A 20,236-nucleotide genomic window follows, 5' to 3' on the forward strand; every position below is an offset into this window, starting at 1 on the left:
TCCTCAGTGCTTCACGCCATTCAGGCTTTCAGACAGGCTGGCCATCAGCGCCTGATGCGCCTTGCTGGCAGCCTCGACCATCGCCGGGCTCATGTGTTTGGTGGTGATCAGGGTAAGGGTGTGTTGCCGCCATACTGGAACCAGTACGGTGACTGTCTCTCGGAAGCGATCGAGCATGTCGAGGGCTTGGGCGCGGCTCAGCTTCATCTGGCTAACGCTCAGTTCGTGTGAGGCCAGAAGTGTTGCCAAGTTGGCGAGCTTTCGCGCCAGCCGCTCTCGCGGCCGATCAAACTCGATCTCCCCCTCCGCTACCGTCCCGATGAGAGGGTTCTCTTCGAGGAATTCGCGCCCGGCCTGGATGAACACTTTCAGTGCTTCCGCCTCTTCGGCGTGGGCAACGATCATTCTGCTGATGGCACTGACCGTATCGCGTACACCTTGGGCGTGTCCTTCAGCTTCGGCCAGTAGCTGTTCCAGTGTTGACCGGGCGACTTGATAGCGAACCTGCTTTTCCACGGCTCCGCCCAGAACCTTCTCGAACCAGGTCGGCTTCCGGGTAATCTGCTCCGGCGAGGCGTCGGCCATTTTCGAGAGGATTTCTGCGATTTTGGCCGCAAGCGCTGCCGCCGACCCGCTCTCCATGAGATCTGATAGTTGATCGATTTTGGCAGAGCTATCCGCTACGCCCCCGTACTCGCCGAGGCGAGCCGGGAAAGCAAACAACTCAGGGAGTACCTGCTGTTTGAGGTGGTCGATGTTGACCACTGAATGAGTCATGGCGGAAAATTTCTCCTTGGATTTGTTGGAGATCGTACCTGCCGTATTCCTTGGCGGGTTGTTATTTCAGACGCTTTTACCGACTGAAAGCGCAGCTCGAAGTCTTTGTATCGCGATCTCGAAATAACCCAAACCTCCCCGAGTCGCTTCAAAATGGCGCGAATAATCGCCTCATTTCCCTAGCTATGCGAGTTTCGACCTGAAGTCATTCAGGGGGTAGGTAGAGCGCAACCAGTGGCACGCATAGGCGAACGGCTCCCCGCATGTGCAGAGTGGTCGGCGAATGGACAATCCGGTCAAGCAGCCACGCCCACGATTTGACGAGCCGTTCTTCAGGAGGTGTTGAATCCTCCAGGTGCTGCTTGAATTCGGCGAACTTTGCGTGGCTATGCTCGAAAACGCCGGTCTGCCGGCAGATTTCGGCCAGGGCCCGGATGTCGTCACCGTTCTCAATCAGGGGGAACCGCAGAATTCGGAAAAAATCGTACGCTAAGCTAACGGTGTTCTCGTGACAGCTCTTTGACTAGGCTTTCTAAGGCCATTCTGATAGCCCTGACTTCCTGAAAAGCCATGGCTAAAATTTGTGCGGCTAAAAGGGATAACCGATGGTAAAGTAAGTTATCCCTGTCGAGATACTGAAAAGCGTTATCCTCGTTTTTCCCAAAACTGTTTTGCCAGTTCGCTCAGAGCGCTAGTTAACTGAACGACAGATTTCGCACTTTGCAAATTATTCTGCCCGGTCTGTACATTGGTATCAGCAGCATCGCGTATATTGATAATACTGCGGTTTATGTCTTCACTTACTGCTCCCTGCTGCTCGACCGCAGTCGCTATTTGCGCGTTCATGTCGGTAATTTCGTTAACGCGTTGGCCAATTCCATCAAGAGCTGTAGCTGCTTCCTCTGCGTGAGCTACACTCGTGTGCGCTTGCCGACTACTTTGCTCCATGACTGTAACAGGGGATGTAAGCCGGAACCCCAGAAATTTCCGTCACCCTAGTTGGGTGGGCTCAACACTCGTGTCACCAGCTACCTTCTGGAGAATCGAGCTCGGCCATCCCTCCCTGGACGGGCATCGCTCGACGATGTTCAACGGCTCCCTCACGGGGCCGTCGTTTTGTGGGGGCTATTCCATCCACAAGTCGTCGAGGTTCTTGAAGTTCCAGAGCGTCGGGTCTTCGGGGCCAGTGATACTGTCCTTGCAACTCGTGGCCGCCAGGTCGATGGTCTGCATCGGGATCGGCTCTCTCGAGCGTAGCGAGAAGAACACGCGAACCTTGGGAGTCAGCAGTGATTCCATTCCCGGCTCAACGACAACGGCCAGACGCTGAGAGGACAGGCGAACCAAGGAGCCGACGGGGTAGATGCCCACGGCCTTGACGAAGGCGTGGAAGATGCGTTTGTCGAAATGGCCCTCCCACTTGGCCATCTGCCGCATCGCCGCGGACGGGTCCCACGGCTTTTTGTAGGCTCGCTCCGACGTCACGGCATCATAGACGTCGCAGATTGCGCCCATGCGGGCCAGGAGTGAAATGGCGTCACCGGCCAAGCGATCCGGGTAGCCGGTTCCGTCGATCTTCTCGTGATGGTGCAGGGCAATGTCCACCACCCCGGGCTCGGCCCCGCCTGCGCGCAGCATCTTTGCGCCCTCCACAGGGTGGCGCTTCATGATGGCGAACTCGGCATCGGTGAGCTTGCCTGGTTTGTTAAGCACTTCCAGCGGCATCGCGGCCTTGCCTAGGTCGTGCATCAGTCCGCCGATGCCAGCCAGGCGCGTTTGCTCCTCGTCTAGATCGAGATGCCGGGCCAGCGATAGCATCAGGGCGCAGACGGCAACCGAGTGCAGGTAGGTGTAATCGTCGTGCGTTTTGATGCGTGCGACGCTGATGAGGGCATGAGGTTGGCGCAGCACCGAGGCAGCGATTTCTCCGACCAGCGGCAACGTCGTGCTTGGGTCGACGGCCTTGCCAAGCCGGGCTTCCTGGAACATGTCCATGACTTGGGACTTGGCCGCAAGACAGAGTTTCCGTGCATAACACATTTCGCTCTCCATTGAGGTTGCGCCGTCACTTTTCTTGCTTAGTGGACTAGACGGCAGAGATTGCTCCTCCGACAATTCTCTGGGCTCTGGGCTCTGGGCTCTGGGCTCTGGGCTCTGGGCTCTGGGCTCTCTGGGCTCTCTGGGTCGACTTGGCTTTTGGCCAAGTCGACCCAGACCTCCCCGACGCCACATTCTCGAATGGCAGAGAGATCCTGAGGCTCGGTCAGCAGGAAGCTGCCGCGCCAGAATGGGTGTCGAACCCAAGAGCCGGCGAGCTTGTGGATGTACATGCCGAGACGAAGCTCGGATACGGGAATGCGTTTTACCAACTTATTTTCCTTTCTGAGTTGGGTGGTTAGGCGTGCGCCGAGGCTGGCACCCAGCGGTAGAGCGGAGGTAAGGTCACGCCAAGATTCTTGGATCAGCCGGAACCGCCGAAATTTCCGTCAGCCGATCAACATGGCTTTGTCTCGCGCTCGGTCGATGCGTTCCTGCATCGCCTGCATGACTTCTTCGTGGGTGTACGACTTGGCGTTGGGGTCGTCGGCCTCTCGGAGAGCTTCCTCGACCTCGCGGGTCATCCGCGCATATTCTTCCGGCCACAGCGCTTGCTCCATGCGCAGCGACGCCTGCCCAAGCAGGTGCAGCAGGCCGAACAGCCGCATGTCATTGGTGGCGACGACGTGCTCTCGAATCCGCTCCTGGATCACCTCGCAGGCCCGATGCGCCTCTGGCGTCGCCGTGCCCTCGTAGCCGGCTGGGAGTTCTGCTTCTTCAGCGATTCGCGCCCAAGCGATAGCCAGCGCCTCGATGGTGGACAGGTTCATTTGCTCATCCACTTGCGCAGCAGACGCTTTTTCAGGGAGGCGCGCTCTTGCGGATTGCGTCCCTTGTGGTTGGCAATGCGATCCGCCGTGGCGGCCTGGCGCTTGATGGGCCAGTAGGAGCGGCCATCCTTACCCATCGACCAGACGTTGCTGACCTGGTTTTCCAGTAGAGGCAGATGGGCGCATAGAGCTTCCGGCGACGCGCTGGCCAGCGCGGTGCGCTCGTGGGTTCGCCAGCGCTGATGCCAGAGTTTCTTGTCCTCGCGCTCGCTACGGCAGGTCGTGTGCCCAACGATGGGCGTTTTGCGGCGGCTGCGGCTCATGATGTGGTTGTCTCCAAGAACATTCAGGACAGGCTTTCTGGGTAGAGCGCCGTCAACCGGGACAGGGTTTCTTGCACTTGTTCCAGCGAGGTCATCAGATGATCAACCTGATCCTGAAGATCCACGGCGAGATCAAATAGCTCAGCCACTCGGCTGCGTGATCCCTCGTTGAACGCGGCCATTGCCAGTTGATGCAGCTTCAACAGGTCGGTGCGCAGTTGCGGAGGTGCGCCGTCTGCGCTGTCATTCAAATCGCCGCGCAGCACGTCCACGGCATCGACTGCACGCAGCAGTGCCGTGGTATCGAAATTCTCGGGAGTCAGTTCGTCCCATTCGTCGTCGGTGATGCGGGCTGCCATCAGGAGAGCTCCGATTAAGCGGTTGCGAGCGTTAGATGCCCGATCGGCTCGGCTGCTGGCCGTACCTTGATTTCGATGTCGTAGCCGAGGCGATTCAGACAATCCATCAGCTTGCGTTCGGATAGATTGGTGAAGTCGCCGCGCATCATGCCCGACACCTTCGGTTGCGGGATGCCCATGCGTTTGGCCGCCGCTTGTTGAGTCAGCCCAAGGGCGCGCATGGCCCTCCTGATCTCGACCACCAGGCCGGTCTTGATCTTGAGCTTTTCAGCGTCAGGCAGTCCAAGGTCGGCAAAGACGTTGCCCGAGCTGCGCTGAACCTCGACGCCTTCAATGATTCGTTTTTGCATTTCGTAGCTCCTGTGCCAATACCTCGGCCACCTTCAGCCGAGCGCGGATGATGTCCATGTCGGCCTTTGGCGTGGCGATTCCGCTCTTGCTCTTCTTCTGGAAGCAGTGCAGGACGAACACCGCTTCCGCAAACTTGACCGTGTATACCGCTCGATAGGTGCCGCCGGCATCGTCTTCGACGACCTCCAGCACGCCGGCACCACCGAACCCCTTGAGCACCTTTGCTGCGTCATCCTGATCGCCTATCTGCGCCAACGAGAGCGCGTAACCGAAACGGCGACGCACGTCGGACGGCAACGCCATCAAATCCTTGTGGCTGCTCGCGATCCATTCGAGCGGTTTTTCTTTGTTTGTCATGACGGAATTTTATACCTGTTCAGGTAATGATGTAAACGCGGCAACCTCAAGGAGGTGTCGTAAAACATTTGTTTTGCGACAGGCTGTCAGCCGCCGCTGTGCTACCTGTGCAACACCCCCTCAAAAATGTACGGAAAACTCTATCGCTATTCACTATTATGCGGAAACCTGTTTTTGATGGTTATCCGCCTATGTTGGTTGGCTACATGCGCGTGTCGTCGGACTCCGACCGCCAGAGCACGGACTTGCAGCGCGACGCGCTGCTCGCCGCCGGCGTCGATCCGCGTCACCTGTTTGAGGATCGTGCCTCTGGCGCGAAGGATGACCGTGCCGGCTTGGCGCGGGCGCTTGAGTTCGTTCGAGCCGGCGATGTGCTGGTGGTGTGGAAACTCGACCGGCTCGGTCGCTCGCTGTCGCACCTGCTCGCCATTGTGACTTCGCTCAAGGACAAGCGGGTGGCGTTCCGCTCGCTGACAGAGAACCTGGACACTACGACGCCCTCGGGCGAATTCCTGTTCCAGGTGTTCGGTGCGCTCGCGCAGTACGAGCGCGCCTTGATTCAGGAGCGCGTCGTCGCGGGCTTGGCCGCCGCACGCAAACGCGGCCGGATCGGCGGCCGGCCGCAGGCGATCACTGGTGAGAAGCTGGACGCCATCGTCGCCGCGCTCGATGGCGGCATGTCTAAGGCGGCGGTGTGCCGCAACTTCAATGTCAAGCGCACTACGTTGATCGAAACATTGACGCGAGCAGGTTGGCGTGGTGCGGGAAGGACGGTCGATGAGCAACAAGAATAAGCTACTCACCGTCTTTTCTGACGCAGAGCAGGAAGCCTTGTACCGCCTACCGGACTTCGACGATGCTCAGCGGCTGGAATACCTGGCGTTGGCCGAATCTGAACTGGCGTTCGCCAGCAGCCGGCCTAGCCTGCAGGCCCAAGTCTATTGCGTCTTGCAGATCGGCTACTTCAAGGCCAAGCATGCTTTCTTCCGCTTCGATTGGCATGAGGTCGAGGACGATTGCGCCTTCGTGCTGAGTCGCTATTTCCACGGCGAAGCGTTCGAACGCAAGGCGATCACCAAGCATGAGCACTACAGCCAGAGGGGTCAGATCGCCGAACTGTTCGGCTACCGGTCGTGGGCGGCTAGCTTCCTGCCGCAACTGGCACAGCAGGCTGAACAGATCGTGCGGCGCGACGTAATGCCAGGATTCGTGGCCGCCGAACTGATCGTTTGGCTCAGCGAGCACAAAATCATCCGGCCCGGCCACACCACCTTACAAGAGCTGGTCAGTGAAGCCCTGTCCACCGAACGCAGGCGCTTGGGCGGCTTGCTGGCAGAAGTGTTGGACGAATCGGCCAAAGCTGCGCTGGGCCAGCTCCTGGTGCGTGACGACACCCTGTCTCAACTGGCAGCGCTCAAGCAGGACGCTAAAGATTTCGGCTGGCGTCAGATGGCAGGGGAGCGCGAGAAGCGCGCCACGCTGAAGTCCTTGCACGGGATCGCCAAGGCGCTGCTGCCCAAGCTCGGCATCTCGCAGCAGAACCTGCTGTACTACGCGAGCCTGGCGAACTTCTATACCGTCCATGACCTGCGCCACCTGAAGGCGGAGCAGACCCGGCTCTACCTGCTGTGCTATGCCTGGGTACGTTACCGGCAGCTCACCGACAACCTGGTCGACGCGATGGCCTTCCACATGAAAAAACTTGAGGACGAGAGCCGCACGGGTGCGAAACAGTCCTTTGTCGCCGAACAGCTGCGACGCCATCAGGAAACGCCGCAGGTTGGCCGCCTGCTGTCGCTGTACGTGGACGACAGCGTGGCCGATCCGACGCCGTTCGGCGAGGTGCGCCAACGCGCCTACAAAATCATGTCCAGGGAATTGCTGCAAAACACGGCGCAGCGCATGAGCGTCAAGCCACTGAACAAACTGGCGCTGCACTGGCAGGCGGTGGACGGCCTGGCCGAACGCATTCGACGCCATCTACGGCCGCTGTACGTCGCGCTCGACTTCGCCGGCACGGCCCCCGATAACCCATGGCTCGCGGCGCTGACTTGGGCCAAGAGCGTGTTCGCCAAGCAGCAGCGCCTATCACAACGGCCACTCGACGAATGTCCGGCGGCAACGCTGCCGAAACGCTTGCGTCCGTACCTGCTGATGTTCGATGCCGAAGGCACGCCGACAGGCCTGCATGCCGATCGTTACGAATTCTGGCTTTACCGTCAGGTCAGGAAACGCTTCCAGGCGGGCGAGCTCTACATTGACGACAGCTTGCAGCACCGGCATTTGTCCGACGAGTTGGTTTCGATGGACGAGAAAGCCGCCGTGCTCGCGCAGATGGACATCCCCTTCCTGCGGCAGCCGGTCAGTGCCCAGCTCGATGCACTGGCGGCCGAGTTGCGTGCGCAATGGGTGGCGTTCAATCGCGAGCTGAAACAGGGCAAGCTGACGCACCTGGAATACGACAAGGACACGCAGAGACTGACCTGGCGCAAGCCCAAGGGGGAGAACCAGAAGGCGCGCGAGCAAGCTCTCTACGAGCAACTGCCATACTGCGATGTCGCCGACGTGTTTCGCTTCGTCAACGGCCAGTGCCAGTTCCTGTCGGCGCTGACACCATTGCAGCCACGCTATGCGAAGAAGGTAGCCGACGCCGACAGTCTGATGGCGGTGATCATTGCCCAAGCCATGAACCACGGCAACCAGGTTATGGCACGTACCAGCGACATCCCGTACCACGTCCTGGAGAGTACCTACCAGCAGTACCTGCGCCAGGCGACGCTACATGTGGCCAACGATTGCATCAGCAACGCCATCGCCGCACTGCCGATCTTCCCGCATTACTCGTTCGACCTCGATTCGTTGTACGGTGCCGTTGATGGGCAGAAATTCGGCGTCGAGCGACCAACTGTGAAGGCGCGCTACTCGCGCAAATATTTCGGCCGCGGCAAGGGCGTCGTCGCCTACACGCTGCTGTGCAATCACGTGCCGTTGAACGGCTACCTGATAGGCGCACACGAGTACGAGGCTCACCACGTGTTCGACATCTGGTACCGCAACACGTCGGACATCGTGCCGAGCGCGATCACCGGCGACATGCACAGCATCAACAAGGCCAACTTCGCCATCCTGCACTGGTTCGGACTTCGTTTCGAGCCGCGCTTCACCGACCTCGACGACCAGTTGCAGGAGCTGTATTGCGCCGATGATCTGGCATTGTACGAGAAATGCCTGATCCGGCCGGCTGGCCAGATCGACCGGCAACTCATCGTCGGTGAGAAGGCGAACATCGACCGAATCGTCGCCACACTGGGCCTGAAGGAAATGACGCAGGGCACGCTGATCCGCAAGCTGTGCACCTATACGGCGCCGAACCCGACGCGGCGCGCAATCTTCGAGTTCGACAAGCTCATCCGCAGTATCTACACACTGCGCTACCTGCGCGACCCGCAACTGGAGCGTAATGTTCACCGCTCGCAGAACCGCATTGAGTCCTATCACCAGCTACGCTCGACCATCGCCCAAGTCGGTGGGAAGAAGGAATTGACCGGCCGCACCGACATCGAAATCGAGATCAGCAACCAGTGCGCCAGGCTGATCGGCAACGCGATCATCTTCTACAACTCGGCGATCCTGTCCCTGCTGCTGACGAAGTACGAGGCAGCTGGCAATGCCAAGGCGCTGGCGTTGATCACGCAGATGTCGCCAGCGGCCTGGCGGCACATCCTGCTGAACGGGCATTACACCTTCCAGACTGACGGCAAGTTCATCGACCTGGATGCGCTCGTGGCGGGACTGGAGCTGGGCTGACGGAAATTTCTGGGATTCCGGCGTACAACCCCAGCGTAGGGCGAATCGAAGAGAAGTGGACATCGCTCAGCTCCTATGTAGAGAGCCTTCACGGTAGGTGCAGAGGACGACGTTCGACTTGAACGAAAGAGCTATGACTTCTGGAGATCGACCGCAGCCAGGGCGGAGGACGGATCGATGCCCAGCAGCGCCCTGAATGTCCGGGAGAAATGCGCCGAGTCGGAAAAACCTGCCGCATGCGCGGCTTCGGTCAGCCGTCCCCCTTTGGCCAGGTGTTGCAGGGCTTGGGTGAGGCGCAGCCATTTGACATAGCTGCGCAACGGCAGGCCGGTTTGCTCCACGAACCAATGGGAAAAACGCGTGGGTGACAAATGCACCAACGCGGCCATTGCCTCACGCCCCATTTGGCCTTCGCGCAGCGCTGCGGTGACCTTGGTCAAGCGCGGATCAGGGATTGGTGGATCGGCAAGCCGCAACAGCCGACGTACCTGCGCCTGCAACTGGACAGGCGAATGCCCCGACGCCCTCAGTGCCTCGACCATCGCAGCAATATCGGCCGCTACGATCTCCATCAGCCTCACGGCTCCGCTCACCCGCAAGGCACGCGCCTCATCGGACAGCACATCCAGGTAGATCGACAGGACATGCCCAGCACTGAGCCGGTGCTTCAAGCCTGCCGGAATCAAGATGGCAGCCCCAGATTGCCCACCCAACGGCGTTTCAACCGTTATCGCGGCGTCGAGCCCCACTGCAATTTGATGTGCTTGATGATGGTGCCAATCCTGGTGGGCGGCATGGCCGAGAAAGACGCCGATACCGGGGCCGACCCAGGCATGGCCTGACCAGCGAGCCACTTCTGCGGCATCCGAGCTTCGCATTATCTGCCCCGGTCCAGTTCCGCGCTTGGACTCAGCACACTGCTCAGGAGCAACATGGCGGCACCGCCCACGATGCCGATGTCCGCCAAGTTGAATGCAGGCCAATGCCAGGATTGCCAGAAAAAATCCAGATAGTCGATCACATGGCCTCGGAAGCTGCGATCGATCAGATTCCCCACTGCCCCTCCCAGTATGAGGCTATAGCCCAGCGCTTCGAGCTTGGCCCTGGGCTTACGCAAGAGCAACGCGAGCCCAATCGAAACAACCAGTGCGAGGAGAATGAAGAAGTAGCGCTGCCAACCGCCCGCGTCAGCTAGGAAGCTGAACGCTGCGCCGGTATTCCAGAAATGGACCAGATTGAAGACTGGGGTCAGAGGAACCACGGCGCCGACCGAGAGCGAACCCTCAATTACATATTTGATCGCCTGGTCGGCCAGGGCAACGGCTAGCGATAGCGTCCACCAGAGCCCGGGAGTGATACGGTGCGCCATTCCAAGTGGCGATTTCATTGTTTCGCTCCCTGAAACAGTCGCTGCAATCCGGGTGAGACGGGCATCGGCGCGAATGCACTGATCCTCGCGCGTCCGGTATTGCCGAGCGGTACCCAGATCTTCGAGAACAACACGGCAGCGATGATCCGTGGTGCTTGGCCGAACATTTCCCGGTAGTCGCGCAACTGCCAGCCAGCCCTTAGCATCAACCAATGGCTCCGCGCATGCAGGACGGGCATGTGCTGGCTCAAGATGTGGGCGCGCTCGAGCCAGGGGAATGCCTCGGTTGGCGCCTTTTCACGGAGTGCTGTCCTTGCCTGGAAAAAGGCTTCATCGATGGCATTGCGGAGGGCGGTATTCATCTGGAACTCACTTGCGCAGCAGTTGGAAGGCCATGATTCTGGGCCGATCGTGCAAGTGAACACCCTGTAGCCGCTATAGGGTCAAGCTCTACGCTTTGAGCAGAAGCGAATGGCACTTTTCTAGCGCGCCTTATGGAAGCCGTTTGCCTCCCTCCACTAGACCCGAAAGTATTCCGCAGTCCAGGCTTTGTCGTTCGTCATCGCAGCAGCTGCGTAACGTCACCAACTGGTTTTCCAGGGCTTGCAAGGATGCGATCTGGGCCCTGACCTGGGCGATATGGCTATCAAGCAGCGTATTGACCGCCGCGCACGGTTGCTGCGGCTGTGCTTGAACGCTCTGCAAAACACCAATTTCGTCCAACGACATGCCAAAGGACCGGCAACGGCGGATGAACAGCAGTTTCTCCACATGATCCGCTTCGTAGGCTCGGTAGCCATTTGCCTGGCGATTGGGCGATGCAAGCAGGCCCTGGCGCTCATAGAAACGAATGGTCTGAATGTCCGCTCCCGTCAGCTGTGCAAGTTGACCAATGCGCATAGGCTGCTCCTCGATAAACAGCCAGTATATCCAGGCTTGACCCTATACCTGCTATATGGTTTTCAATTGCCAGAATTGAACCTGATAGGAGAGGCGGATCATGAGCTCGTGTGAAAAATCCTGTGGCTGCGGTTCAGTGTCAGCGCCTGCTGAAGCAGCGAGCGCGCCCTCGACCGAAGGAGCCTGGGTCAGCCATTTTTCTGTACCCAAGATGGATTGCCCTTCGGAAGAGCGAATGATTCGGCTCGCGCTGAATAGCTTGCCTGAGCTTCGTTCGTTGTCCTTTGATCTGAGCAGCAGGCAGGTACTCGCTTTCCATGACGGGGCGGTTGACCCAATCACTACCAAGCTGGAGTCCCTGGGTCTAGGGGCAGCGCTACTGGGGACTCAACCAGCTAGTCAGGAAGCAGCCTCGACCAATCGCGCTGATGAGGAATTAGCGGCGTCGAAAGAGGCGAGCACCCTGAAAATTTTGCTCGGCATCAACGCTGCCATGTTTGTTATCGAGATGGGCGCAGGGTTGATCGCTCAGTCGACGGGCCTTATTGCCGACTCGCTGGACATGTTTGCGGATGCTGCCGTCTATGGCTTGGCTCTCTTTGCCGTCGGCCGCAGTGCACAGCTGCAAGTTCGCGCTGCGCACCTGGCGGGTTTCTTTCAGATCCTGTTGGCACTGGGCGTACTCGTGGAGGTGGCTAGACGCTTCCACTATGGCAGCGAACCTGAGTCGATGCTGATGATGGGGATTGGCTTAGTTGCACTCGTCGCAAACGCCAGCTGTCTCTTGATGATCTATGGCCATCGCGAAGGCGGTGCACACATGAAAGCGAGCTGGATTTTTTCGGCCAACGATGTGCTCGCGAACATTGGCGTTATCGTCGCCGGCGCGCTGGTTGCGTGGACGGGCTCTCCCTACCCAGACTTGGTGATTGGTACGGTCGTTGGCCTCATCGTATTGAACGGTGCGCGCCGAATCCTGGCATTGAAAGCCTGACCAACCGATCCTGTATTCCATCGCGATGGGCTCACTTTCTACAAGTGAACATCAATGGTACGGACAGTCCAATAAACCTTCGTTTGATAGACGCCTCTGGCGAGGTGTGCTGGGTGCACTCCTGGAAGGATTGAGCTACAATGTAGCTCATCAATCTGGAGGATCAAACCATGTCCGCAAATGCTGTAGTCCGTGCCCGTATCGACGAGCACATCAAGGAAGAGGCGACCGTCGTGCTGGCAGCGATGGGACTCACCGTGTCTGACGCCTTCCGCATCATGTTGACCCGAGTCGCCCGCGAGAAAGCCTTGCCGTTCGAGCCGCTGATTCCGAACGCCACCACCATCGAGGCGATGAAGGAAGCGCGCCGTGGCGGCTTGAAGTCGTTCGCTTCCGTCGAGGATCTGATGGCGGATCTGAATGCGGACGATTGAACAGACCAGCCGGTTCAAACGCGATTATAAACGCGAAGCCAAAGGCCCGCATCGTCAGACGCTGGCGAGCGATTTCATTGCCGTCGTCACAGCCCTGGCGAATAACCAGCCTCTGGCCGAGAAGCACCGTGACCACGCCCTCACCGGCGACTGGAAAGACCACCGGGACTGTCACATCAAGCCCGACCTGGTGTTGATTTACCGCAAGCCGGATGACGCCGTGCTGCAACTCGTGCGTCTCGGATCGCATAGCGAGCTTGGCCTGTAACGCCGGGGTCTGCCCAGGACAAGGAAAGAAGCTACATGACAATCAGCATCACCGACGACGATTGGAACGAACTGACTCCCGAGAGTTTCGATACCACCGCACTGCTGCGGGCAGTCGATGCCGTGGACGAGCTGCGCGGCGATTGAGTGACAACGCAGACGGCGGGCCTCCGCAACTGCGCACCGACCTGTTGAAGCTGCATCAACTGGCGATGAGGTGATCCAGGTGCGGATTCGAGAGCACGTCATCGCCACCAATGACATGCGTCTGTTCGGTCTGCACCTACTGGGGCAGGCGTCGCTGCGCATGGAGCAAGCGCTGTGGCCAGAAGAATATGAGCGGATGACCCGCGAGGTCGAAGAAGCTCTCCGTGAGGCCGACGACCCCAACGCCAAGTCGTACACCCACGAGAAGTCATGCAGGCGATGCAGGAACGAATCGACCAAGCACGAGACAAGCCATGTTGATCGGCCCTGCCCCAACTCCCTCGAACTCGGATGAGTCGGACCTAGCAACGTGGTGACACCGATCATCTAGGGCCGGAGCAGAGCCTGTGTCAGCCCGCGAGGCGGTGCGTCACTTCGCTGAGCTGGGCCGACAGCGTATGCAGGTTCTGGCTGGCTGCCTCGGTACGCTCGACATTGTCCTGGTTGGTGGTGGCGATGGCGGTAATTTCGGTCAGATTGCGCGAGATATCTTCCGCCACGGACGTCTGCTCTTCGGCAGCGGTAGCGATCTGACGGTTCATGTCGCGGATCGCTTCGACTTCTTGGGTGATGCGCTGAAGCATGCTGCCCGCTTCCGTAACCTGTTCGACACCTTCGTTGCTGCGGGTTTGTCCATTTTCAATCGCACGCACCGCATCCACCGCGCCGGTCTGCACCGTGTCGATAATCTGATGAATTTCAGCGGTGGAGTCGGCGGTGCGCCTGGCCAGCGTGCGCACCTCGTCGGCAACGACGGCAAACCCGCGTCCGGCATCGCCCGCGCGGGCGGCTTCGATGGCTGCGTTTAGCGCCAGCAGATTGGTCTGGTCGGCGATGCCGCGAATAACTTCCAGCACCTTGCCAATGCGACCGCTATCGGTCTCCAGACGGCGTATTACCTCGGCGGTGTTGCTGATCTCGCCGCGCATGTGGGTAATGGTCTGGATAGTCGAACGCATCATGGTCTCACCCTGCTGCGCCGAATGATCGGCCGCATCCGCTGCACGCGCGGCTTCGGCGGCGTGACGGGCGACTTCCTGCGCCGTAGCGGACATTTCATGCATGGCGGTAGCGACCTGATCGGTGCGCGAGAACTGCTCGCGAGTGCCTTGGCCCATCAGTGCGGCGATGGCGCTCAATTCACCACTGGCGCTGTCCAGGTCCGAGGTGTTGCGTTGCAGGAGGGTGAACGTATCGGCAAGGAAGTCACGCAGGATATTCGCGGCAACTGCCAGACGTCCCAATTCGTCAGCACGGGACGCATCGACGCGCTGTGCAAAGTCGCCCTGGCTGAGCTTGGCGATGTGGTCGATCAGGTGACGGATGGGGGCGATCAGATTGCGGTTTACCAACCATAGGCTGAGCAAGGCGATGAAAACGCCAGCGGCTAGCATTACCAACGAGCCGACGACTATTTTACGATCTGCGGCTTCGCTGATGGTTTCCGAACGATGCAGCGCCGAATCGCGCTGCTGGATGACCAAACCACTGAGCTGTTCGCTGGTGGCACGGTCGATGCCTTGAACCGCCTCGTCGCCGGCGAATGGATCGTTTCCGCCGGCGATGTAGGCCGCACGGCCCGCGCGGTAGGCGGCGCCGAGGCGCCGGTGCTCCTCGTGCAGGTCGCGGAGCTGCTTTGACAGGGCAGGGTTGTGCTCGCTTCGCTCAACGAGTCTGCCCAGGATGTCCTGGACCTTTCGTTCCTGGTTCTCGAAGCTTTGCCAGTACTTGCTCAAGGCTTCAGGTGATTTGCCACGCAGCAAGACGTTCTTCCACTCCTGCACCTGCACTTTGAATTCCACGTTGGCTTCGTCGATCAGGCGCGACGTTTCGATCGGACCCTTGAGTAGTTGTTGATACTTGGAAATGTCATCCGACAAGAAGGAAAAACTGGCGAAGGCGATCAGCAATATCACCAACAGGCTGCCGCCGATCAGTGTGAGCAGCTGAGCGCGCAGGGATTTTTTCAAGAGCATCTGGGCGGTCTCGTATCGAAAGGGGGGCGCTTGAGTCATACGCAAGATTGAGCGAGCGGTCAGCCAAATGACCGTTCGTTCGCCCCCTTATGTCGGCGTACCGCTGCGATACTTGAACGCTTTCAGACCAGACGCAGATGGTTGTCCCAGAGCCCTGCCGGCAATTGCAGCGCGGTGCTGACGAAGCCCCCGCTGGCGGGGTCGACCGTTAGGACAAGATGTCCGATCCGCGCTCATCGAAGCCTCCGCGCCTGGCCGGGGCACTTCTACCCGTGTGTTCGCGCAGTTGCGACAGCCAACCCGCAGGGAGTTTTTGCGGTTCATCCGCGTGGCTTGAGGAGACCAAGTTTCCGTCGCGGTCAAATAAGCTCATGCGCTTGAAAACCGGGTCCTCGGCGAGCATTCGCGCGGCTCGTCTCTGGTTTGGCCTTAAGCTACCGGCGCCCCTATCTGCCTGGTCTGCACTCTTTACTATACCGAACGACGAATGTCAGATCGAGCGCTCGGCGATCGGGAATATTTTTCGCCAAGCAAGGGCTACGCATGTCGCGAGATTCCAGCGCCTACGACTGGTGTTTAGAGTCGGCCAATACTCCTGTCCGGCCGGTCAGCCATGCGTCCTTGAGTCGTCGTGAATCCTGGCGGGATCGGACCTGGGCCCACAACCGTTCCCACCGAACATTTTCCCCGCCGGCGAGCGGCTTTCTCGCGCAACAAATTGTTCGGAGCTCAAGGTCCTTCTCTACGTTTCGGCTGCATTGGCAGTGCGTTCGGCCCTCACCCGCCGATCGGCTCACAACAAGGACGCGATGGGCGCGACCATGAATCCGAAAGGAGAACACCATGGCCATCATCGGCATCTTTACCACCTCTAAAGACGGGGCTAGTTGCAGTTAATGTGAGTAGGGAACGATGGAATGCAAGCCGGCGCGGCTGAATGCAAGCTCGCTCGCAAATAATCTGAGCCAGACGGCTCCGTCAGTCGCAGTTAATCTGAGCCGGAAATTGCGCTGATTGCGAGCACGGCCGTTTTCGATTGCAAGCCGGTACAGCTACCTGCTCACCCGGAGCGAAGGCACCATCGGCGAGCTTGCACATCTGCTGGTGGCGGCGGCCGTCGCCGCCGTGGAGAGTGGCGAGGAAGCGATCAACCACCGCACGCTCAGCATGGCCGACTACATCGGCCCCAGTGAGCGGCGGCGACAGTTCGAGCGGGAACTGATGTGAAGTCCGCGCCGCGCTGGCCGCTGCATCCGGCACCCAAGGAAGGCGAAGCCCTGTCCTCATGGCTCAACCGGGTCGCCGCCTGCTACCAGATGGACGTGCACGAGCTGCTGGCCCACGATCTTGGTCACAGCCAACTTGATGACCTGGATACCGCACCATCCTTGTCGTTGCTGACGGCGCTCTGCCAGCGCAGTGGCGTCGAGCTGGAGCGGTTGCGCAGCATGAGTCTTGCAGGCTGGGTGCCGTGGCTGCTCGACAGTCTCGACGATTCGGTACCAGCAGCCTTGGAAACCTATACATTCCAATGCGCGGTGCTCCTGCCCAAGCGCACCCGCAAGGTGCGGTCCATCACTCGCTGGCGTGCCTGGCTACCGAGCCAGACGATTCGCCGGGCGTGTCCGCAGTGTCTGAACGATCCAACGAATCAAGCTGTGCTACTCGTCTGGCAGCTCCCCTTGATGCTGAGCTGCCCGCAGCATGGCTGCTGGCTGGAGTCCTACTGGGGCATGCACGGCCGGTATCTTCAGTGGGAAATCGCCGATGCTGCGCCGCGCCCTGCCGATGACGCAATCGCCTGCATGGACCGGCGCACCTGGCAGGCGCTGACGACGGGTTTTGTGGAGCTGCCGCGTCGGCGTGTCCACGCCGGCTTGTGGTTCCGGCTGCTGCGCACCCTGCTTGATGAGCTGAACACGCCGCTCTCGCACTGCGGCAGTTGCTCGGCGAGCATCCGCCATGTCTGGGAGCGCTGCGGCCATCCGCTGCGCGCCGGGCAGAGTCTGTGGCGTCCCTACGAGATTCTGGCCCCGGCGGTGCAGTGGCAGATGCTGGAGGCGGCGGCCACCGCCATCACGCTGATCGAGTCAAAGGCGCTGATCCCGCGCGGGGAACAGGCCGCGCTGTTTCAGACGGAGCCGCACACTGGTTTCACCAACGGCCTGCCGGCGAAGGTGCCGAAGCCGGAACCCATCAACCACTGGCAACGAGCAGCCCAGGCCATCGATGAGGCCATCATTGAAGCGCGACACAACCCGGAGACGGCCCGCTTGCTGTTCACACTGGCGTCCTACGGGCGACGCGACCCCGAATCCCTGGAACGTTTGCGCGCCACGTTCACCAAGGAGGGCATCCCGCCGGAGTTTTTGTCACATTACGAGCCTGAATGGCCGTTTGCAGGTCTTAGACTAAATGACGGGTTAAGTGACAGTTTTTGACGGCGAGAACTTTCTGGCTCACACTGTCACATAATCGAACGTATACGTGACGGGTGAAAAGGTGCTGATCGGCTACATGCGGGTATCGAAGGCGGACGGATCCCAGTCCACCAATTTGCAACGCGATGCGCTCATCGCCGCTGGTGTGAGCCTTGCGCACCTTTACGAGGATCTGGCCTCGGGCAGGCGCGATGATCGCCCAGGGTTGGCTGCTTGCCTGAAGGCGCTTCGTGAAGGGGACACGCTGATCGTGTGGAAGCTCGATCGGCTTGGCCGTGATCTGCGCCACCTGATCAACACCGTGCACGACCTAACTGCGCGTAGCGTGGGCCTGAAGGTCCTGACCGGTCACGGTGCGGCGGTCGACACGACGACTGCCGCCGGCAAGCTTGTGTTCGGTATTTTTGCCGCGCTGGCCGAGTTCGAGCGTGAGTTGATTTCCGAGCGAACAGTCGCTGGACTTATCTCGGCGCGCGCTCGCGGCAGGAAAGGGGGGCGCCCCTTCAAGATGACCGCCGCCAAGCTACGCCTGGCGATGGCCAGCATGGGGCAACCGGAAACCAAGGTGGGCGATCTCTGCGAAGAACTCGGGATTACCCGGCAGACGCTCTACCGGCACGTGTCGCCCAAGGGCGAACTGCGGCCAGACGGCGTAAAGCTGCTCTCCCTCGGTTCAGCCGCATAAATGGAGGCGACCTGGAACGGGGCGCTGTTCAGTGCGGCAACGATCCGATTACCGGTGTCGACCCTGAACCGCCGTAGAGCTTTTGGGAAAGCTGTCGTTCAACGTTTGGTTAAGGGGCGGGCTTTAGCCCGTCCCAGCGAGCGGAGCGAGCGATTTGAACCTGTTGTTAGACATTTTTCACCAGTCGGATATCTATCTCGCGTTCGACATATTCCCACTCTTTTGATGAGCGTAACTGAGCCAACAGTTTGTTGAATATTGCAGTATGCTCCGGAGCAAACTCGAACCAGGTTAAGAAGTCAAACGGCTCTCCGAGGTCGCGAGAATGATGTAGCTGTCTTGCGATTTCTGGAAGATAAGCCAGTCCAATTTCTGTGTGGTGGGACTTTGCTTCAAAAATTTCGCGCCGTTCCTCTTGTGACATTGCCCACCATTCTGGACTTTTCTTTATGGGAATGAGTGCAGCGCATGATGACGTAGGACGGTTTAATTCCTCCTGTTTTGCGCGAAGTTGATTGATCTCATGCCGTTCGGCGTACCGAACATTGCTTGTAAAGCCTTGAAGCACCCAGGTGCCACGTTCGATCAAATTTGTTGAGGGCATATTAACTACATTGACCCTCTCCACAATCTCAAGAGGTATGCCAATGAGTGTTTCACAACTGGTGACTCGCCAAGAGCCCTCGGAGCCGCCAATAAATGAGTAATGATTATTCATGTGATGGAATGCTCTAAATGTCTAACTTTGTTTTCGGGCGACTGCCCAGCTGCGTAACATCGTTACTGCTCCATAATATCACACATCGACCCACGGCGTAACGCGCTTGCTGCTTGGATGCCCGAGGCATAGACTGTACAAAACAACAGTCATAACAAGCCATGAAAACCAGCACTGCACCGTTACCACCGCTGCGTTCGGTCAAGGTTCTGGACCAACTGCGCGAGCGCATACGCTACTTGCATTACAGCTTACGAACCGAACAGGCGTATGTCCACTGGGTTCGTGCCTTCATCCGTTTCCACGGAGTGCGTCACCCGGCAACCTTGGGCAGCAGCGAAGTCGAGGCATTTCTGTCCTGGCTGGCAAACGAGCGTAAGGTTTCGGCATCCACGCATCGGCAGGCATTGGCGGCCTTGCTGTTCTTCTACGGCAAGGTGCTGTGTGTGGATCTGCCTTGGCTTCAGGAGATCGGAAGACCTCGGCCGTCGCGGCGCTTGCCGGTGGTGCTGACCCCGGATGAAGTGGTTCGCATCCTCGGTTTTCTGGAAGGCGAGCATCGTTTGTTCGCCCAGCTTCTGTATGGAACGGGCATGCGGATCAGTGAGGGTTTGCAACTGCGGGTCAAGGATCTGGATTTCGATCACGGCACGATCATCGTGCGGGAGGGCAAGGGCTCCAAGGATCGGGCCTTGATGTTACCCGAGAGCTTGGCACCCAGCCTGCGCGAGCAGCTGTCGCGTGCACGGGCATGGTGGCTGAAGGACCAGGCCGAGGGCCGCAGCGGCGTTGCGCTTCCCGACGCCCTTGAGCGGAAGTATCCGCGCGCCGGGCATTCCTGGCCGTGGTTCTGGGTTTTTGCGCAGCACACGCATTCGACCGATCCACGGAGCGGTGTCGTGCGTCGCCATCACATGTATGACCAGACCTTTCAGCGCGCCTTCAAACGTGCCGTAGAACAAGCAGGCATCACGAAGCCCGCCACACCGCACACCCTCCGCCACTCGTTCGCGACGGCCTTGCTCCGCAGCGGTTACGACATTCGAACCGTGCAGGATCTGCTCGGCCATTCCGACGTCTCTACGACGATGATTTACACGCATGTGCTGAAAGTTGGCGGTGCCGGAGTGCGCTCACCGCTTGATGCGCTGCCGCCCCTCACTAGTGAGAGGTAGGGCAGCGCAAGTCAATCCTGGCGGATTCACTACCCCTGCGCGAAGGCCATCGGTGCCGCATCGAACGGCCGGTTGCGGAAAGTCCTCCCTGCGTCCGCTGATGGCCCAGAGTGTGTAAAAACACTTTCTTATCTTGCGTGCTTCAGCCCATTGCTCCTAGGCGTGGCGATTTCCCGATTATTTACCACGATCAGCGCCGGTAACGCTTCAGAGCGCGTATGAAGCGCTT

Annotated in this window: 24 protein-coding genes and 1 pseudogene; 11 read left to right on the forward strand and 14 right to left on the reverse strand. The window is 59.4% G+C overall.

The features are described 5' to 3' along the window. Positions 1–3: 3 nt before the first annotated feature. Positions 4–777, reverse strand: a complete 774-nt coding sequence (locus FIV35_RS27020) for a tellurite resistance protein (protein ID WP_011600753.1) — start codon at positions 775–777, stop codon at positions 4–6. A 355-nt stretch (positions 778–1,132) separates the two neighbouring features. Between FIV35_RS27020 and FIV35_RS29735 the strand changes: the two genes are divergently transcribed. Further along, positions 1,133–1,270, forward strand: a complete 138-nt coding sequence (locus tag FIV35_RS29735; protein ID WP_156796379.1) for a hypothetical protein — start codon at positions 1,133–1,135, stop codon at positions 1,268–1,270. 152 nt (positions 1,271–1,422) lie between these two features. Here FIV35_RS29735 and FIV35_RS30035 read toward each other — a convergent pair whose 3' ends face one another. From FIV35_RS30035 to FIV35_RS27065, 7 genes and pseudogenes are all read right to left on the reverse strand, one after another. Next, positions 1,423–1,623: a methyl-accepting chemotaxis domain-containing protein gene (locus FIV35_RS30035; protein WP_231980893.1), complete on the reverse strand. Its 201-nt coding sequence runs from the start codon at positions 1,621–1,623 to the stop codon at positions 1,423–1,425. A gap of 279 nt (positions 1,624–1,902) precedes the next feature. Next, positions 1,903–3,146, reverse strand: a pseudogene (locus FIV35_RS27035) (cyclic di-GMP phosphodiesterase). Between the two features lie 117 nt (positions 3,147–3,263). Next, positions 3,264–3,644: a hypothetical protein gene (locus FIV35_RS27045; RefSeq protein WP_001054412.1), complete on the reverse strand. Its 381-nt coding sequence runs from the start codon at positions 3,642–3,644 to the stop codon at positions 3,264–3,266. Continuing rightward, on the reverse strand, positions 3,641–3,967 hold the full coding sequence (locus FIV35_RS27050) for a hypothetical protein (protein ID WP_000091614.1): 327 nt from the start codon (positions 3,965–3,967) through the stop codon (positions 3,641–3,643). The genes FIV35_RS27045 and FIV35_RS27050 overlap by 4 nt, the downstream gene beginning before the upstream one ends. Before the next feature lie 23 nt (positions 3,968–3,990). After that, on the reverse strand, positions 3,991–4,326 hold the full coding sequence (locus tag FIV35_RS27055; RefSeq protein ID WP_000741275.1) for a hypothetical protein: 336 nt from the start codon (positions 4,324–4,326) through the stop codon (positions 3,991–3,993). Positions 4,327–4,340: 14 nt separating this feature from the next. After that, the gene (locus FIV35_RS27060) at positions 4,341–4,676 is read right to left on the reverse strand and encodes a helix-turn-helix domain-containing protein (RefSeq protein WP_001172026.1); all 336 of its coding nucleotides are present in this window, start codon (positions 4,674–4,676) and stop codon (positions 4,341–4,343) included. After that, entirely contained in the window at positions 4,657–5,034 is a 378-nt protein-coding gene (locus FIV35_RS27065) for a type II toxin-antitoxin system RelE/ParE family toxin (RefSeq protein WP_003151133.1), read from the reverse strand. Before FIV35_RS27065 ends, FIV35_RS27060 begins: the two co-directional genes overlap by 20 nt. 191 nt (positions 5,035–5,225) lie before the next feature. Between FIV35_RS27065 and FIV35_RS27070 the strand changes: the two genes are divergently transcribed. Continuing rightward, positions 5,226–5,828, forward strand: coding sequence for a recombinase family protein (locus FIV35_RS27070; protein WP_010465829.1), 603 nt, complete (start codon positions 5,226–5,228; stop codon positions 5,826–5,828). Beyond that, complete coding sequence (locus FIV35_RS27075) at positions 5,812–8,841, forward strand: Tn3 family transposase (protein WP_010465834.1); 3,030 nt, start codon at positions 5,812–5,814, stop codon at positions 8,839–8,841. Before FIV35_RS27070 ends, FIV35_RS27075 begins: the two co-directional genes overlap by 17 nt. Positions 8,842–8,972: 131 nt before the next feature. Here FIV35_RS27075 and FIV35_RS27080 read toward each other — a convergent pair whose 3' ends face one another. From FIV35_RS27080 to cadR, 4 genes are all read right to left on the reverse strand, one after another. Next, the gene (locus FIV35_RS27080; RefSeq protein ID WP_024015048.1) at positions 8,973–9,719 is read right to left on the reverse strand and encodes a helix-turn-helix transcriptional regulator; all 747 of its coding nucleotides are present in this window, start codon (positions 9,717–9,719) and stop codon (positions 8,973–8,975) included. Beyond that, positions 9,719–10,228 carry a signal peptidase II gene (gene lspA, locus FIV35_RS27085; RefSeq protein WP_003452327.1) on the reverse strand — a complete coding sequence of 170 codons (510 nt, stop codon included), beginning with the start codon at positions 10,226–10,228 and terminating at the stop codon, positions 9,719–9,721. Before lspA ends, FIV35_RS27080 begins: the two co-directional genes overlap by 1 nt. Continuing rightward, positions 10,225–10,572, reverse strand: coding sequence for a DUF3703 domain-containing protein (locus tag FIV35_RS27090; protein WP_024015047.1), 348 nt, complete (start codon positions 10,570–10,572; stop codon positions 10,225–10,227). The genes lspA and FIV35_RS27090 overlap by 4 nt, the downstream gene beginning before the upstream one ends. A gap of 130 nt (positions 10,573–10,702) precedes the next feature. Further along, positions 10,703–11,110: a Cd(II)/Pb(II)-responsive transcriptional regulator gene (gene cadR / locus FIV35_RS27095; protein ID WP_024015046.1), complete on the reverse strand. Its 408-nt coding sequence runs from the start codon at positions 11,108–11,110 to the stop codon at positions 10,703–10,705. 100 nt (positions 11,111–11,210) lie between these two features. On the opposite strand from cadR, the gene FIV35_RS27100 reads away from it, so the two are divergent. The 4 genes from FIV35_RS27100 to FIV35_RS27120 all read left to right on the forward strand — a co-directional run bounded on the left by FIV35_RS27100 (position 11,211) and on the right by FIV35_RS27120 (position 13,307). Beyond that, positions 11,211–12,104, forward strand: coding sequence for a cation efflux transmembrane domain-containing protein (locus tag FIV35_RS27100; protein ID WP_033902376.1), 894 nt, complete (start codon positions 11,211–11,213; stop codon positions 12,102–12,104). Between the two features lie 170 nt (positions 12,105–12,274). Next, entirely contained in the window at positions 12,275–12,538 is a 264-nt protein-coding gene (locus tag FIV35_RS27105; RefSeq protein ID WP_020303033.1) for a type II toxin-antitoxin system RelB/DinJ family antitoxin, read from the forward strand. After that, positions 12,525–12,806, forward strand: a complete 282-nt coding sequence (locus FIV35_RS27110) for a type II toxin-antitoxin system YafQ family toxin (protein ID WP_011282522.1) — start codon at positions 12,525–12,527, stop codon at positions 12,804–12,806. The genes FIV35_RS27105 and FIV35_RS27110 overlap by 14 nt, the downstream gene beginning before the upstream one ends. A gap of 216 nt (positions 12,807–13,022) precedes the next feature. Further along, complete coding sequence (locus FIV35_RS27120; RefSeq protein WP_425311902.1) at positions 13,023–13,307, forward strand: hypothetical protein; 285 nt, start codon at positions 13,023–13,025, stop codon at positions 13,305–13,307. Between the two features lie 55 nt (positions 13,308–13,362). Here FIV35_RS27120 and FIV35_RS27125 read toward each other — a convergent pair whose 3' ends face one another. Continuing rightward, entirely contained in the window at positions 13,363–14,988 is a 1,626-nt protein-coding gene (locus tag FIV35_RS27125) for a methyl-accepting chemotaxis protein (protein ID WP_020301382.1), read from the reverse strand. Between the two features lie 1,014 nt (positions 14,989–16,002). Here FIV35_RS27125 and FIV35_RS27130 point away from each other — a divergent pair. From FIV35_RS27130 to FIV35_RS27140, 3 genes are all read left to right on the forward strand, one after another. Next, the gene (locus FIV35_RS27130) at positions 16,003–16,215 is read left to right on the forward strand and encodes an NTP-binding protein (RefSeq protein WP_024015044.1); all 213 of its coding nucleotides are present in this window, start codon (positions 16,003–16,005) and stop codon (positions 16,213–16,215) included. Further along, on the forward strand, positions 16,212–17,429 hold the full coding sequence (locus FIV35_RS27135; protein WP_054471483.1) for a TniQ family protein: 1,218 nt from the start codon (positions 16,212–16,214) through the stop codon (positions 17,427–17,429). The genes FIV35_RS27130 and FIV35_RS27135 overlap by 4 nt, the downstream gene beginning before the upstream one ends. A 61-nt stretch (positions 17,430–17,490) precedes the next feature. Further along, positions 17,491–18,114: a recombinase family protein gene (locus FIV35_RS27140; protein ID WP_003155741.1), complete on the forward strand. Its 624-nt coding sequence runs from the start codon at positions 17,491–17,493 to the stop codon at positions 18,112–18,114. A 166-nt stretch (positions 18,115–18,280) separates the two neighbouring features. Here the strand turns inward: FIV35_RS27140 and FIV35_RS27145 are convergent, their stop codons facing one another. Next, the gene (locus tag FIV35_RS27145; protein ID WP_073672967.1) at positions 18,281–18,832 is read right to left on the reverse strand and encodes a chlorite dismutase family protein; all 552 of its coding nucleotides are present in this window, start codon (positions 18,830–18,832) and stop codon (positions 18,281–18,283) included. Positions 18,833–18,993: 161 nt separating this feature from the next. On the opposite strand from FIV35_RS27145, the gene intI1 reads away from it, so the two are divergent. Further along, complete coding sequence (gene intI1 / locus FIV35_RS27150; protein ID WP_083377976.1) at positions 18,994–20,007, forward strand: class 1 integron integrase IntI1; 1,014 nt, start codon at positions 18,994–18,996, stop codon at positions 20,005–20,007. Positions 20,008–20,236 lie beyond the last annotated feature (229 nt).

It is taken from the genome of Pseudomonas rhodesiae, from assembly GCF_007858255.1.
Lineage (GTDB): Bacteria > Pseudomonadota > Gammaproteobacteria > Pseudomonadales > Pseudomonadaceae > Aquipseudomonas > Aquipseudomonas rhodesiae.

Coding starts and splice junctions, on each gene's coding strand:
- FIV35_RS27100 (WP_033902376.1), top strand. CDS start 11,211: ATGAGCTCGTGTGAAAAATCCTGTGGCTGCGGTTCAGTGTCAGCGCCT.
- intI1 (WP_083377976.1), top strand. CDS start 18,994: ATGAAAACCAGCACTGCACCGTTACCACCGCTGCGTTCGGTCAAGGTT.
- FIV35_RS27060 (WP_001172026.1), bottom strand. CDS start 4,676: ATGCAAAAACGAATCATTGAAGGCGTCGAGGTTCAGCGCAGCTCGGGC.
- FIV35_RS27080 (WP_024015048.1), bottom strand. CDS start 9,719: ATGCGAAGCTCGGATGCCGCAGAAGTGGCTCGCTGGTCAGGCCATGCC.
- FIV35_RS27090 (WP_024015047.1), bottom strand. CDS start 10,572: ATGAATACCGCCCTCCGCAATGCCATCGATGAAGCCTTTTTCCAGGCA.
- FIV35_RS27070 (WP_010465829.1), top strand. CDS start 5,226: ATGTTGGTTGGCTACATGCGCGTGTCGTCGGACTCCGACCGCCAGAGC.
- FIV35_RS27110 (WP_011282522.1), top strand. CDS start 12,525: ATGCGGACGATTGAACAGACCAGCCGGTTCAAACGCGATTATAAACGC.
- FIV35_RS27125 (WP_020301382.1), bottom strand. CDS start 14,988: ATGCTCTTGAAAAAATCCCTGCGCGCTCAGCTGCTCACACTGATCGGC.
- lspA (WP_003452327.1), bottom strand. CDS start 10,228: ATGAAATCGCCACTTGGAATGGCGCACCGTATCACTCCCGGGCTCTGG.
- FIV35_RS27065 (WP_003151133.1), bottom strand. CDS start 5,034: ATGACAAACAAAGAAAAACCGCTCGAATGGATCGCGAGCAGCCACAAG.
- FIV35_RS27055 (WP_000741275.1), bottom strand. CDS start 4,326: ATGGCAGCCCGCATCACCGACGACGAATGGGACGAACTGACTCCCGAG.
- FIV35_RS27020 (WP_011600753.1), bottom strand. CDS start 777: ATGACTCATTCAGTGGTCAACATCGACCACCTCAAACAGCAGGTACTC.
- FIV35_RS27145 (WP_073672967.1), bottom strand. CDS start 18,832: ATGAATAATCATTACTCATTTATTGGCGGCTCCGAGGGCTCTTGGCGA.
- FIV35_RS27045 (WP_001054412.1), bottom strand. CDS start 3,644: ATGAACCTGTCCACCATCGAGGCGCTGGCTATCGCTTGGGCGCGAATC.
- FIV35_RS27075 (WP_010465834.1), top strand. CDS start 5,812: ATGAGCAACAAGAATAAGCTACTCACCGTCTTTTCTGACGCAGAGCAG.
- cadR (WP_024015046.1), bottom strand. CDS start 11,110: ATGCGCATTGGTCAACTTGCACAGCTGACGGGAGCGGACATTCAGACC.
- FIV35_RS30035 (WP_231980893.1), bottom strand. CDS start 1,623: ATGAACGCGCAAATAGCGACTGCGGTCGAGCAGCAGGGAGCAGTAAGT.
- FIV35_RS27105 (WP_020303033.1), top strand. CDS start 12,275: ATGTCCGCAAATGCTGTAGTCCGTGCCCGTATCGACGAGCACATCAAG.
- FIV35_RS27050 (WP_000091614.1), bottom strand. CDS start 3,967: ATGAGCCGCAGCCGCCGCAAAACGCCCATCGTTGGGCACACGACCTGC.